Below are 13,946 nucleotides of genomic sequence, written 5' to 3'. Positions count from 1 at the left end.
CGATAGGTAGGGAGGCGATCGCTCGCGGCAATGGCGGGTTGCTGCTTCCCATGGGTGGACCAGCGTCATTCCGGCGCTACGGGTGACCGGGTGACGCACGTTCCCGCTCGCGCCTTCATCATCCTTCTGATCGGCAACGTCGCGCTGGCGTTCGGCCCGTGGATGGTGCGCCTCAGCGACGTCGGCCCTTCAGCGGCCGGTTTCTGGCGACTGGCGCTGGCATTGCCGTTCCTGCTGCTGCTCGGAAAGGCCATGGGCCAGCCCGCCATCTGGCCGCGCCGCGGAGTCGGAATCGTGATTGCGATCGCCGCCTTCTTCTTCGCGGCGGACCTTGCGGCCTGGCATGCGGGCATTCACCTGACCAAGCTCGGCAATGCGACCCTGTTCGGAAATGTCGCAAGCTTCGCCTTTGCCGGCTGGGGCCTGTGGCTGGCGCGCTCCTGGCCTACCCTGCGCCAGGGGAGCGCCCTGCTCCTCGCCGCGCTCGGCTCGGGCCTCCTGATGGCCAGCAGTGCCGAACTCAGCCCGCGCTACCTTCACGGCGATATCCTCGCTCTGATCGCCGGCCTCCTCTACGCCGGCTACCTGATCGCGATCGAGCGGGTTCGCGGCGAGATGAAGCCGCTGCCGGTCCTGATTCTCGCCAGCCTGTTCGGTGCGGCCATGCTCCTGCCCTTCGCGCTGCTGTTGGGCGAGCAGGTGATGCCTGAGCAGTGGACCGCGCTGCTCCTGCTCGCGCTGTGCAGCCAGGTGATCGGCCAAGGATGCCTCGTCTATGCGCTCGGACAGGTTCCGCCGCTGATTGTCGGCCTCGCTCTTCTCACCCAACCTGCCGTATCGGCAGCGATCGGCTGGCTGGTCTATGGCGAAGTCATGACGCCACTCGACCTTGCCGGTGCCGCCGCGATCGCTCTCGCCCTCATCCTCGTGCGCTTGCAGGAGCGACCCTCTTCCCCCACTTCGGAGGCGGCATGAGCGAAACCATCGAAACTCCCGTCGCCGCCGCCCGCCGGCAGCTGGCCCTCGCCATCGGCGAAAATGCCGCCTTCGACGGCTGGACCCGGACGGCCGTCGAGGCCGCGGCGCTGTCGGAAGGCGTCGATCCCGCGGTGGCCGCCCTCGCTGTCCCGGACGATGCCGTCGGCCTGATCGACCTCTTCGGCGAAGGCGTGGACGCGGCATTGGCCGAGCGGCTCCCGCCCGAGACACTGGCGACGATGAAGATCCGCGAGCGGATCCGCAGCCTCGTCTGGGAGCGGCTCCAGATCCAGGAACCCGCCAAGGAGGCCATCCGCCGCGCTTTGTCGGTGCTTGCCATGCCGCAGAACCTCGCGGCCGCGACTCGCCTGTCGTGGCGGAGTGCTGACGTCATGTGGCGCCTCGCTGGCGACACGGCGACCGACTATAATCACTACACCAAGCGCGCGATCCTCTCGGCGGTCTACGGATCGACCCTGCTCGCCTGGCTCCAGGATGAAAGCGAAGGCGCGGCCGACACCGCTGCCTTCCTCGATCGGCGAATCGACGAGGTGATGCGCTTCGAGAAGTGGAAGGCGGGCGTCGGACAACGCGAGCGACCGAGCCTGACGCGCTTCCTCGGAAGGCTCCGCTATCCGCCACGGTGAGCGAGGCGAAGCGGTGGGACGTTTTGTCCCACTGGACCTTCGCTCCTGTTATTGATAATCAATCTCAGTAATGACCGTTCAGCCCGCCCCCGCTGACTTTGCGTTCCGTCTCGACGAGCTTGCGCTCGGACGCCGTGGCCGGATCGCGGACGTCGATTGGGCATCGCTGGGCTTCAGCGAAGCGGCGCGTTTGCGCCATTTCGGCTTCGACCATGATGTCGAGGTCGAGCCGCTGCACACGGGCCCCCTCGGCCGCGATCCGCTCGCCGTCCGGGTCGGCCGCATGACCGTGGCGATTCGCCGGACCCACGCCCGCGCGATTCGCGTCGTTCCCGCATCCTGATCCGCGGTCGGTGAACAAGCCGGAACGTCACGGCATGACCCTGCCCATTCCTCTTGTCGCGGTGGTCGGCAATCCAAACGCCGGCAAGAGCGCGCTCTTCAACGCACTGACCGGTGCGCGGCAGAAGGTCGGCAATTATCCGGGCGTCACGGTCGAGCGGAAGAGCGGCAAGCTGCTGCTCGGAGATGGCCGGCCGGTCGAGCTGGTCGATCTCCCGGGCGCCTACGGGCTCGAGCCCTCCAGCCCCGACGAAGCGGTCACTCGCGACGTCCTCACCGGGGCCCAGGCCGGCGAACGTCGGCCTGACGCCCTGCTGGTCGTGCTCGACGCATCCAATCTCGACAACCACCTCCGCTTCACGCTCGAGCTCCGCGCCCTCGGACTACCGATGGTGGTCGCCCTCAACATGGTCGACATGGCCGAGCGCGACGGCCTCAAGCTCAGCGCCGAGGCGCTGTCGGCCGAACTGGGCGTCCCCGTGATTGAGACCGTCGCCGTCCGGCGCCGCGGGGTCGAGGCGCTTCGCGATGCGGTTGCAGCGCAGCTCGGCACCACGCCCGAACCGCGGTCCGCGCCCGAATCGCTCGCGCGGGAAGCCCGGCGCATCGCCGCCGCGACCGTGGTCAGCGAAACCAAGGTCAGGCGCTGGACCCACCGGCTCGACCGCTGGCTCCTTCACCCCGTCACCGGGCCGCTGATCCTCGCCCTCGTGATGTTCACCATGTTCCAGGCGGTATTCGCCTGGTCCGAGACTCCGGTCGGGTGGCTCGAGGCGGGGATGGAAGCCCTCGGCACCGCGGTGACCGCCGCCCTTCCCGAAGGCGTGCTCCGTTCGCTGCTGGTCGATGGCGTGATCGGCGGGGTCGGCGCGGTGGTCGTCTTCCTGCCGCAGATCCTCATCCTGTTCCTCTTCATCCTTGCACTCGAAGGCACCGGCTACATGGTTCGCGCCGCCTTCCTCATGGATCGGCTGATGAGCCGCGCCGGCCTCTCGGGCCGCTCCTTCATCCCGTTGCTGTCGAGCTTCGCCTGCGCCGTCCCCGGGATCATGGCGACCCGGACCATCGACAATGAGAAGGACCGGCTGACGACCATCCTCGTGGCCCCGCTGATGACCTGTTCGGCCCGGCTCCCGGTCTACACCCTCGTCATCGCCGCCTTCATTCCCAATCGCGACGTGCTGCCGGGCGTGAACTTGCAGGGCATCGTCATGTTCGGCCTGTATCTCGCCGGGATCGTCGGTGCGCTGGTCGCGGCGCTGCTGCTGCGCCGGACGGTGGCGAAGGGCGCCTCCTCCTTCTTCATGATGGAGCTGCCAAAATACCAGCTGCCCGCGCTGAAGGACGTCGCCCTCGGACTGTGGCAGCGCGCCATCATCTTCCTCAAGCGTGCCGGCGGGATCATCATGATCACCACGGTCCTGCTTTGGGCGCTCGCCAGCTTCCCGCAGGCCGGCCCGGGCGAAAAGCAGAGCGAGGTGTCGATCGCCGGCAAGATCGCGAGCGGGATCGAGGTCGTGGTCAAGCCGATCGGCTTCAACCACGACATCGCGCTTGCCCTGCTTCCCTCCATGGCCGCCCGCGAAGTGGCGGTAAGCGCCATCGCCACCGTCTATGCGATCGACCAGGCCGACGAGGCGCAGGTGCAGCAGAGCCTCGCCGAGCGTCTTGGCCAGAACTGGCCGCTTCCGACTGCGCTCGCCTTCCTCGCCTGGTTCGTCTTTGCGCCGCAATGCGTGTCGACGATCGCGGTCACGCGGCGAGAAACCAATGGCTGGAAATGGCCGCTGTTCATGCTCGGCTACCTCTTCGCGCTCGCCTATGTCGCGGCGGGCGTCACCTACTGGACGGCAGTCGCGCTCGGCCTATAGCTGCTCTTCAAGAAAGAGGAGTTCGATTCATGGCGGGAAGCGTCAACAAGGTCATCCTGGTCGGCAATCTCGGGCAGGACCCGGAAAGCCGCTCGTTCCAGAACGGGGGCGAGGTCGTGAACCTGCGCGTCGCCACTTCCGAAAACTGGAAGGATCGCGACGGCAATCGCCAGGAGCGCACCCAGTGGCATTCGGTGGCGATCTTTTCGGAAGGCCTCGCCAAGGTCGCCAAGAGCTATCTCAAAAAGGGCTCGAAAGTGTATCTCGAGGGTCAGCTCGAGACCCGCAAGTGGCAGGACCAGAACGGCCAGGATCGCTATTCGACCGAGGTCGTGCTGCGCAACTTCAACAGCTCGATGGTGCTCCTCGACGGTCGCGGTGACGGCGCCGGTGGTGGCGCCGGCTTCGGCGGCGGTCGCAGCAGCGGCGGCGGCTCGGGCTATGATGATGGCGGCTTCGGTGGCGGCTATTCGGGTGGCGGCAGCCGCGGCGGGTCGTCGAGCTCGGCCAACCGTCCGGCGCCGGCGGCGTTCGACGATCTCGACGACGACGTGCCCTTCTGATATAGGGTGAGGCGGCGTTTTGTAACTGAGCGCCCCGCGAACGAGACGGTGGTAGCCATTCAGCGGCAAAAGTTGTAGCTAGCGAAAGGTTCTTTTCCCAAGGAAATTGACGGGTGACTGTTTGTAGCTGTTGCCCGCCTTCCTCGGTGTGATGCTAAGCACTCTGTTGCTGCACCTGAGCGGTTGACTACCGAGTCACCAGTTACGAATTGTATCCACGGCCCCTTGCCGGGGAGGTGGGGGCGAGTGTGCGTTCGAACGTAGGATACAGTACCAAGATCATCAGAATGGAGAGCGGCGAGCGCTTTCCCTTGATGATTTCCCGTTCGACCGGCCTGCCAGATGCGCAGGTCTGCAGCTACAGCACCGCACATCACCGAAAGGGGTCGATCAACAGCGCTAAGCGCGAAATCGATGCGATCTGCCTATTTCACGAGTGGCTAGATGAGCATGGGATTGACCTTGATCAACGAATTCAAGGCGGCCGCCTATTCTATCCGCAGGAGATCGAGACGCTCTCCGAAGCCATGCGGGCGAGCAAGAAGCCTGCCAAGCTTGTGGCAGGGAAAGAGGTCGCCCGCATCGTTCACGAGGACACTCACCTCGCGCGCATGGGATGGGCGCTAGACTACATCCGCTGGCGCACAGTGTGCGTCCGGTCGAGGCGGAGCTCGCGGCGAAGCGGCTCAAGGCCCGCGACGATGAGATTGCGCGGCTAAATCGCCTTGTGGAAGGCTATGAGAAGCGGTTCGTCCGCTACATCTACAATGCCAAGATGAAGGGCGTGACCGTAGAAGACCTAGAGCGTTCGTTGCCTGCCCGCGAGAGCGACTAACATGGCGGACATCAGCAACAGGGAACGTGGTGACGCCAACCACAGAGCCCTGCAGGATTACTTCGACCGTGTGGGCGCCAGCATTCCACGAAAGCCTGACGGATCCGGCGACATCGCTGCGATCGTTCGCGATGTGCCCCTCACCAGCCGGCAGGTCATCTACCAAAATAAACGGAACCGCGACTTGTGCGACGAGCGGTTCGAACTGCATGGAATTCCATCAATCGCAACGAAAGGGAGCGAAACTGCCACGGCATCATCCAAGCATTCGACCGCTGACGATGATGAAGAGAAGAAGCAGCTACGCCATCGCGTAAATCAGCTCGAGCGCGAGCTGCTGATCGCCCGCAGCGAAGCTACGGAGCTTAGGCGCGACATGATTCGCTACAAGGCGATCGACAAGCACCTAGCGGAGACGGGTCGTCTGCCCCGATGAGCGAGATGACCGTCCAAGCAACCGTCACCCAAGTCCTGCATGCCACCGCCAGCATGGCGGTGTTTCGTGCAGAAGACGAAAGGGCGGTCCGCCGCCGCTTCTTGGCGCGGGATATGCCGCGCCCGCCTGCCACCGGTGAGACTTGGCACATTCGCGGTCGGAACGAGAGCCATCCCGAGTTCGGCCCGCAAGTCGTGGTAGATGAAATGGCGCTCGTGAGGCCCCAAGGCCGACTGCTTGCGCGCCTTCTAGCCGGCCAGCGCTTTCCCGGTGTTGGTGACTCAACAGCGAACAAACTGTGGGACGCCTATGGCGAGCAACTCGTCGACCGCCTAGATGCGGGCGACACTGAGGCACTGTTGCGCGTCCTTGGGCATGACAACCGTTCCCGAGCGCAGGTTGACACAATTCTTCTGGAATGGCCGGCTGTCGATGCCGAGCCACGCGTGCTCGCCGGCTTGGATAGGCTTGGTCTCTCATCTCGCATCGCGGTTGAGCTGCTCGCTATATACGGGGCGGACGCGCTCAAGCGGATCGATGAAGACCCTTACCGCCTGCTTGCTTTCAGCAACTGGAAGTCGGTCGACGCGATTGCCGGCCGGATGGGCTGCGAGGCGATGGACCCGCGCCGCTTGGCTGCTGCATTTGAAGCCGTGCTAAATGCCCGCCTGGCTGAGGGCGACACCCTGATGGATACCGAAAGTCTGACGAATGCTGCGGGAGCCCTTCTGGGCTTTCCCGTTAGTAATCAGGATATCGAGATAGCTTTGCATCTTGGTGCCGTCCGCAAGCGCCAAACTGGATGGCAGGCACCAGGAGCCGCGCTCATGGAGGATGCCGTGGCGGAACGGATCGCGCATGAACTCGCCTCTGGTTTGCGAGGAGCGACCATCCTGCCCCTCGCCGATAAATCATCGGAAGCTCTGACTCTGAACGCTGGTCAAGCTTCGGCGGTAGCCATGGCGATCACCAAGAACTTCTCACTGCTTATTGGCGGTGCCGGCACTGGCAAGACAACGACGCTGCAAGCGATCTGCCGCGCTGCCGCAGCCGCAGGGATACCTGTCGAAATGATGGCGCTTTCAGGCAGGGCCGCACTAAGGATGCGCGAAGCGACTGGCCAACAGGCCCGCACAATTGCGGGCTGGCTGCATGGCGTCTTCGCCGGACACAACGACCTGTCTACGTTGCCCATCATCATCATCGATGAAGCAAGCATGATCGATGTCGGGTCGCTGTACCGCATCATGTCGATGGCACCCGAGGGTTGTCGCTTCTTGCTCGTGGGCGACGACGGACAGCTGCCGCCAGTCGGCTTCGGGCTTACGTTTCACGCCCTGCTCGACGTCGAAGAGATACCGCGCACGGTGCTGACTGAGGTGATGCGTCAGGACGCTGAGACTGGCATTCCAGCGTTCGCGCAAGCGATACGCAACGGGGTTCTGCCAGATTTGCCCATCTACAATCTGGCTAACGAGGTTGGCGTGGCGATCGCGGTCTGCCACCGGTCCGACGTGGTGACGACTGCCGTATCCATCCGCCGTAGCCTTCCCTCCGCTCAGATCATTGGGTCTATCAAGGGCGGCGGAGATCCCGCCGACGGCGGCACGGATGCAATGAACGCGGGCCTTCATGACTCGTGGTCGGCCGCGCGTAAGCTTGATCCAACGACATGGCTGCGGGGCGAACCGGTCATCTGGACCATTAATGACTATGACCTTGGCCTGTGGAACGGCAGCCTCGGCAAAGTTCTTGGCATGACCACGGATGGTCTAGCTGTGAGGTTTGATGAAGGTGATCGCACCATTCCCGTTGAACTACTGGACAACCTTGAGCGGGCGTGGGCGATCACCACGCACAAGGCGCAGGGGTCGCAGTTCGAGACAGTTATTGTACCAGTGACGCCAAGCCGCATCCTAGACCGTGCGCTTATTTATACGGCGGTCACTAGAGGTAAGCGCCGCGTGGTGCTCGTAGGCAATCCGGCGGAATTTCGTTCTGCGCTGGCACGACCGGCGCAGGCAACGAAGCGTAAGACTTGGTTGCAGCAAGCAGTTCGCGACGCGATCAGCAGCAGGTTAAGGGTAGCAGCATGATGGTTCGTCTACGGCGCGGTTTGTAGGTCAAGCAGGCACGGTTCGGCTTCCATCGCGACACCGAGCGGACAGCCGCCCAATCCGCTTATGCTTTGACTATATCTCGCCGGGCCGGTTAGGCCGCCCAGTCGATATCCTCTGCCGCGACGACGTTGTTGCTCGACACCGGGACACGGACATTGGTCCACTCGCCTTGCGCATTGTCGACCGGAATATGCGGGCGGACATCCTCGACGCTCTTCTCATAAAGCCGCGCAGGGGTCGGGGTGAGGTCCCAAATGTGGAAGCGGTAGGCATCTCCGACTGACGCCGCCTGTTTCCACTCGTTGCGGCTGACGTTGAAGCGAAGTGGCGATGCGATCGTCGATTTGACCTCGATCAGGATCGGTCGAATGACCCCAGCAACTTCGCGGAAGGACTTGATATCATAGCCGACCGTGTCGTCTTCGATCGCGGTCCATTCCGGCAATCGGTCAATCCCAGCCTTGCTGAGTTCGCGCATCTCATGCTCGAGCGAAAGGCGCTCGGCCTCGCGGGCCCGCTCCATCGTGACGAGATTCTTCGACGTTCGCACCCGCTCCTTCATCTCATCCCACCAACGTATGTCATCCATCGTAGGTGGGTCAGCTAGGAGTCGCGCCTCGCGAAAGACGCTCCGAATATCGCGATATTCATCTTTGCGGATGCTCTTGATAAAGCGCCCTCGTCCGATCGTCATGACCTTGGCCCAGGCCGGCAACGACTGAATCATGACCGCCATCACGCACTCGCGATAGAAGCCGACGTGCGCGTCCGGCGCGTCGCGTCGAACCAGGGTGTGGAGCTTTAGCGCCGCCTCAAGATCATAGCCGCTGGCTTGGGGGGAGCGCGCGATCAGCACTGCCATGCACTCGTGGATTGGAAGGCCGGGCTGTTCGGCCAGAAGGCCACGGAGCAACCTCAATCCCTCGAAGGCGGAAATGGTGAAAAGGCGATCGAACTCCACGCCTCAGGCCTCTTCAACGTCGGTACTGTGCTGCCGGCCCTCCAGCTCCTCGACTAGGTCGATAAGGTCCTGCATCTGGATGTCATAGTCGACTGGGTCGTCGGCATTCTCCTCGTCGAACGCCAACTCGTGGAGGTCTTGATCGTCCAGAAGCATTTGGAGGTTGCGGATTTTGACAGCCAGTCGACGGCTGACCGACAGGTCGACGCTGCCAAGACCAGCTGGGGCCCTCGTCCGGTAAACATGGATGAAGGTCTCGATGCCGTCTTCCAGACCGAGTCGGTGAATTCGATCGATCGACTGAAGGTAATGCGTCGATACATAGCTTCGATCGAGATAAAGGGCGTTGTGGCACACCCTATGCAAACTGATGCCTTCCCCGGCCGCTGCTGGGTTGGCAATCATAACCATCGAGGCCGGATCCTCGTGGAAAGTGCGCAGGCGTCCCTCACGGGTCTCAGGGTCTTCGGGCGCGCCCGTTGAGATGGCGCCATAAAGCGTCACCGGGCCAAGATCGGCGAGCAGCCGCTCCATATCGAGGATCGATTGAGTGAAAATCGTCCAGATCACGCTCTTCTGACCCTCAGCAGCAAGCCTTCGGGCATGCTCAGCGACGGCGCGCATCTTGGCTGACGCCCCTTCCGTCACGACCTGCTCGGCAATCCCTGAGGTGATGCCATGATAGTCCTGGGCCATGGCTTGGAGCGCGAGCGCGGGATTGGTTGATAATTGAAGCAGCCGCATCACCGACCGGCGGGCCGAGACGAAATCCGTCTGCTCCTGACTGACCGCCTTGGTAAGCTGGCGCAGGATTTCGCTTTTAACGACCCCGTAGAGCGCAAGCTGGCCAGGCGCCATGTCGACGTCATGGAAGAAGCGCTTGGGCGGCCGCAGCCCAAGTTCGGTCTTGGTGGTTCGCACGTAAAGTGAGCCGAGCACTTCCCGTGGCGCTGCTCCACGCTGGATATCCAGGTCATAACCCTGGCCTGGCCATAGGAAGCTCAGCTGCGATGCCATATCGCTTGCCTGCTGGGGCATTGGCGTACCCGAGAGGATGTCGCGACGAACGGGGAGGGTAGCGATGCTGGTGAGGAAGGCCCCGCGCTGTGACGCTTGTCCGGCCTTCATCCGGTGCGATTCGTCGAGGATCAGATGAACCGGAGTCCGGGCCAGATAGGCCGCGATCAAGCCCTGCTGGCGAACCATCAGGTCATAGGACATCACGAACCGAGTGGCGCCGCTGCGTAGAGCAATCTCGTTCTGCTCTTCGCTGCCGTCGAGGAAAGTGAAGGGCTCCTTTGCTTGCTCACTCGCATCAGAGGCAATGCACTCGCTGACGATTTCGCGCCACGCAGGGAACGCGGCCTTCGGCGCAATCACCAGCAGGTGGCTGTCCGTGCGCCGGACCAGCATGCTGAGCGCAAGACTTACCGATGTTTTGCCGGCACCCGGAACTGAGAAGTTGGCACCGTGAGACAGTGAAAGGAGGTGTGAGAGATCGCGCAGCTGGAACTGCCTTAGCTGGCGCGTGTAACCGAGCGATAGAAGCTGGGCTTGAATGTCATGTGGCTCAATGTTCACCTTGAGCTGGTTGCGGCATTGCCTGGTCTCGCGCGCTTCGTCGATGAAGCGCTGCATCGGCCCGCGCGCACGCTCGGTGACTCGAAAGCGGAAATCGAGTGAGCGCTGAAGGCTGGCGGTCCCGAATTCCCGAATCAGCCCAAGCGTTTCGGGCCAGGGCATGTCGAACCGGTCGCCGAGCTGCTGGACTTCGCTATTGCCGGCAAGACGAGCCGAAATCCTTTCCCAGACCGAGGAATGTCCCTCATCGGTCCGGCGCGACACAAACCCTCGGACGCGCAGCGCGTCATAGTCGATCTCGATCTCGGTCGGCATGCTGAAGGTTATTCCTTTGCGGGCGCCTTGCTGGCCTTCGCGAGCTCGCTCTCGAGATTGGTCACTATGGTTTTGATGGCCTCAAGTTGCTTGAGAATGCCGGCATGGGTGGTCACGGCCGCTTTGGAGATGTCGACCGACGCTAGCTTGGAATGAGCTTGAGTGACGACCTTCAGCGCTTCCTTGCCCGAGCGCTGGCCCTTCTCCAGCTCGATAACAGTGATGGCAGCTTCAACTAACGAGTCGACCGCGTCGCCGCGATCCTCGCCAAGTAGCGCCTCGACGACGGCTGCAGTTGAACTGGAGGTCGCGTCAGGATCAAGAACAATGTCGAAACCCTCGTCGTCGACATCAGCATCCTCGCCGTCCTCGTCGGTGTCCAGGCCCTGCTCTTCGGCGACTCTGGCAATGACATCGTCGGCCAGTCGACCGATTGCAGCGTTATAGTCGTAAAGTCGGCCGGGTAGCTTTTCCTTGTTCTGGAACAGCGTCCAGGCAATCACCCGGCTCGCCTGTTTCTTCTCCTCCGACTTGTCCTCGATCAGCTTGGGCAAATCCTTGAACAGTTGCTCCGCAGCTTCGCGAATTTCGGCATAACCGCCTTCGGCGCCAACAGCCTCCTTCAAGTAGAGGTCGGCCTCGCTCAACGTCTGGATGGCGTAGCCAATCTCCTTTTCCTTGCGATTCAGCTGATCGGCGACTTGGGCGTGGCTGCGGCCAAGCGAGACCAGCGCCTTGATCAATTGCGCCTCGCCAATCCAGTCATAATCTAACTTGGTCTCCGGCATCGCCTGGAGATTGGCTTCGATGTCGACAACCTCTTCCGCCGTTGCATCGGCGGGAAGCACGAGCACGTCGATATGGCTGAATTTGGCGTTCTTGACCCGGTCGTCCTCGTAGATCTCGCGCATCGCAGCGAGGCGACGATTACCGTTCACGACAACGCCAGAGGCGGTAATGAGGAGTGGCTGGCGCTGCCCCTCTTTTTCGAGCACAGCGCTGACAGAAACAACGGATTCCGCTTTGCCTCTTTCCGCCAGGCGGTGGAGCAGCTTGTGCTGATCCTGCTGAACGGCCTCCGATTCTTGGCCAGCCGAGAAATAATCGGCTGGCTTCTGCTCCTCGGCGATGAAATCGCGCTGATCGGTGAATGTGCGAAAATTAGCCATCCGGTAGATCGGAAGACCGATCGGCACGCTGATCAGCGGGAGGTCCCACTTGCGATTGCGAAATCCGTAGAACTCACGTGTCGCTGGCGGCGGGTTGGTGTTGAGTTTGGCAGCGATAGTTGCCTCGCGCGTCACCGGCGCGACCAGCTCAATCTTGTATTTCAACGCAACTGACCCCCTAGCCGAATCCAATCACCAGTATAGGTACTGTGATTACCCTATCAAAGACGGCCAACTCCTTACAGATACGCTCAAAGTGCGCAATGTTGCTGCCAATTTTTGAGGCAGCAAGTTTAGTCGGCAAAGCGAAGGCAGCCACAGCAATACGCTTCGACTGAAACAGATACTGAAGCTTCAATAGATCATATGGCGCACGGCTCATGTTACCCGTCTGGATTTGAAAACCGAGGTCGCCCTTGATAGCGGAAACTGTATTAGCCAGCTCCTGGTCTATCCTGACGTTCAGAGCCCAGCCATCGTTCTCCAACTCCGACTGAATATGCGCCCTTATCTCGTTCGTGCTGCCCGGTCGGATTGGAACAGCCGGCGCCTCGAAAACGTCAGTCAGCCATTCATAGATGTCGCGCTCCTGGAAGGCGGCGGCAGCATGATGATGGTCATGAACATACTCAAACCGCATCGGCCGGGCCCGAAGGATCGTAAACCGGTTTGTTCATCGGCCGTGTTCTAAGAGTGCCGGCGTAAAACTCGGCGATGCGCTGTTCTGCGATGGCCACATATTCCGGCATAAGGTCGCAGCCGTAGGCGAGCCGCTCGTGCTTCAACGCAGCGATCGCTGATGAACCGACACCGAGGTATGGATCTAAGACAGACTGGCCTGGCTTAGTCAGCGCGAGCACCAAGCGCTCGACCAAAGCTACCGGAAACTGGCATGGATGGTCGGTCTTTTCGACGTGGTTGGCCTTAACGTTCGGTATGTCCCAGACGTCGCCCGGGTTCTTGCCCAATGGATTCCCCGAAAGCTCACCCCGGTTTGGCCCCTTGAAATGCTTTTTGTTCGGGTATTTGGCGGGCACTCGAACAGGGTCGAGGTTGAAGACATAATCGTCTGACTTGGTGAACCATAGGATTGTCTCGTGCCGGCCCGAGAAACGCTTCTGACAGTGTAGACCGTGTCCGAACGTCCAGACGATCCGGTTGCGAAGTTTGAGGCCGTGCTTCTTGAACACGTCATACAGCACGAGATCTAGCGGGAAGACTTCGCCATCATCTACATGATTGCCGACCTGCCAGCAGATCGAGCCATTCGGGTGCAGCAGCCGAACAGCCTCGGCGATGGTCGCGGCCTGCTGCTTGACGTAGCGCTCAAGTGAGGTTCGCTGCTCGTAAGCCTTGCCGATATTGTAAGGCGGCGAAGTCACGATGAGGTTCATGCTCTCATTCTTGTGAGAGCGCATATAATCGAGGTTGTCCGCGCACTTGATGTTGTGGCGCGGCTCGGTGCGGATTGGCACAACGTTAGAAGCTGCAGCTTTCATTATCGGGACGTCACATATTGTCGATGTCCGAGCAAGTCTTTGTTCGCCTTTCGTTTAGTCCATGGCCAACCTCCTTTTGCGGCCATAGAGCCTGGTTCGAGAGGGGGTCTCAGACGGATGGTGATTGGGGCTGAGTTTGGCCGGTAGCGGCCCGTCCGCTTTCCGGCCTTGAGACCGGAAAACGGGCGCGGGACAACTCACTCTTAATCAGCGGGTCCTAGGTTCGGGCCATAGTGCGTCCACCATTTTCTCCCACAATTGCAATGATCTGCCTTACTTTGGAAGCCGAGGTTCTCTGACAATGCCCTTTGCGCAGCGCTGTGCGCAACAGTTAGGGGCTTACTACTGTCCTCTCCAGTCTCTTTCACATTTGTGCCGAAGCGATCGTCAGACATCTTCCAATTTGTTTTAGTTATCAGCCAATGAAGCGGGAGGGGCAGAGTTGCCCACGGACCGGCATAGGGACCAAACCTGAACTAACAACTTAGCCTACGTATCAGACAGAACTCCCTTCAATGCGCAGTTCAATCGAACAAATATTCGAAACTCGGTGCAACGCTGGATTCCGGACACTTTAGTGGTAAAATGGCCGGGCTCGGATTAGCTGTTGTTTTTCCCGTTGGAATGAT

Annotated in this window: 13 protein-coding genes; 8 read left to right on the top strand and 5 right to left on the bottom strand. The window is 61.4% G+C overall.

All coding sequences use genetic code 11. The features are described 5' to 3' along the window. Positions 1 to 54 precede the first annotated feature (54 nt). The 8 genes from AC4GYU_RS03250 (at position 55) to AC4GYU_RS03215 (ending at position 7,768) form a co-directional block, all read left to right on the top strand. Positions 55 to 975, top strand: coding sequence for a DMT family transporter (locus tag AC4GYU_RS03250; RefSeq protein ID WP_491085467.1), 921 nt, complete (start codon positions 55 to 57; stop codon positions 973 to 975). After that, entirely contained in the window at positions 972 to 1,625 is a 654-nt protein-coding gene (locus AC4GYU_RS03245) for a COQ9 family protein (protein ID WP_491085466.1), read from the top strand. The genes AC4GYU_RS03250 and AC4GYU_RS03245 overlap by 4 nt, the downstream gene beginning before the upstream one ends. Before the next feature lie 70 nt (positions 1,626 to 1,695). After that, on the top strand, positions 1,696 to 1,968 hold the full coding sequence (locus AC4GYU_RS03240; RefSeq protein ID WP_491085465.1) for a FeoA family protein: 273 nt from the start codon (positions 1,696 to 1,698) through the stop codon (positions 1,966 to 1,968). A 34-nt stretch (positions 1,969 to 2,002) separates the two neighbouring features. Further along, entirely contained in the window at positions 2,003 to 3,838 is a 1,836-nt protein-coding gene (gene feoB / locus AC4GYU_RS03235) for a ferrous iron transport protein B (protein WP_491086868.1), read from the top strand. Positions 3,839 to 3,867: 29 nt separating this feature from the next. Beyond that, on the top strand, positions 3,868 to 4,401 hold the full coding sequence (gene ssb / locus AC4GYU_RS03230; protein WP_491085464.1) for a single-stranded DNA-binding protein: 534 nt from the start codon (positions 3,868 to 3,870) through the stop codon (positions 4,399 to 4,401). A 649-nt stretch (positions 4,402 to 5,050) separates the two neighbouring features. Then, positions 5,051 to 5,236, top strand: a complete 186-nt coding sequence (locus AC4GYU_RS03225) for a hypothetical protein (RefSeq protein WP_491085463.1) — start codon at positions 5,051 to 5,053, stop codon at positions 5,234 to 5,236. Between the two features lies 1 nt (position 5,237). After that, the gene (locus AC4GYU_RS03220) at positions 5,238 to 5,672 is read left to right on the top strand and encodes a hypothetical protein (RefSeq protein WP_491085462.1); all 435 of its coding nucleotides are present in this window, start codon (positions 5,238 to 5,240) and stop codon (positions 5,670 to 5,672) included. Continuing rightward, entirely contained in the window at positions 5,669 to 7,768 is a 2,100-nt protein-coding gene (locus AC4GYU_RS03215; protein WP_491085461.1) for an AAA family ATPase, read from the top strand. Before AC4GYU_RS03220 ends, AC4GYU_RS03215 begins: the two co-directional genes overlap by 4 nt. 115 nt (positions 7,769 to 7,883) lie before the next feature. Here AC4GYU_RS03215 and AC4GYU_RS03210 read toward each other — a convergent pair whose 3' ends face one another. The 5 genes from AC4GYU_RS03210 to AC4GYU_RS03190 are packed head-to-tail and all read right to left on the bottom strand — an operon-like array spanning position 7,884 to position 13,317. Then, positions 7,884 to 8,753 carry a protein NO VEIN domain-containing protein gene (locus AC4GYU_RS03210; RefSeq protein WP_491085460.1) on the bottom strand — a complete coding sequence of 290 codons (870 nt, stop codon included), beginning with the start codon at positions 8,751 to 8,753 and terminating at the stop codon, positions 7,884 to 7,886. Positions 8,754 to 8,756: 3 nt separating this feature from the next. Continuing rightward, on the bottom strand, positions 8,757 to 10,649 hold the full coding sequence (locus tag AC4GYU_RS03205) for an SNF2-related protein (RefSeq protein WP_491085459.1): 1,893 nt from the start codon (positions 10,647 to 10,649) through the stop codon (positions 8,757 to 8,759). An 8-nt stretch (positions 10,650 to 10,657) separates the two neighbouring features. Then, positions 10,658 to 11,983 (bottom strand): hypothetical protein, encoded by a 1,326-nt coding sequence (locus AC4GYU_RS03200; protein WP_491085458.1) that lies wholly within the window; start codon positions 11,981 to 11,983, stop codon positions 10,658 to 10,660. A gap of 13 nt (positions 11,984 to 11,996) precedes the next feature. Then, positions 11,997 to 12,458 carry a BglII/BstYI family type II restriction endonuclease gene (locus AC4GYU_RS03195; protein ID WP_491085457.1) on the bottom strand — a complete coding sequence of 154 codons (462 nt, stop codon included), beginning with the start codon at positions 12,456 to 12,458 and terminating at the stop codon, positions 11,997 to 11,999. Continuing rightward, positions 12,448 to 13,317 carry a DNA-methyltransferase gene (locus AC4GYU_RS03190; RefSeq protein WP_491085456.1) on the bottom strand — a complete coding sequence of 290 codons (870 nt, stop codon included), beginning with the start codon at positions 13,315 to 13,317 and terminating at the stop codon, positions 12,448 to 12,450. The genes AC4GYU_RS03195 and AC4GYU_RS03190 overlap by 11 nt, the downstream gene beginning before the upstream one ends. Between the last annotated feature and the right edge of the window lie 629 nt (positions 13,318 to 13,946).

It is taken from the genome of Sphingomonas sp. SP2 (assembly GCF_058313385.1).
Note: the sequence above shows the minus strand (reverse complement) of the source record. Positions and strands in the feature narration are given on the sequence as shown.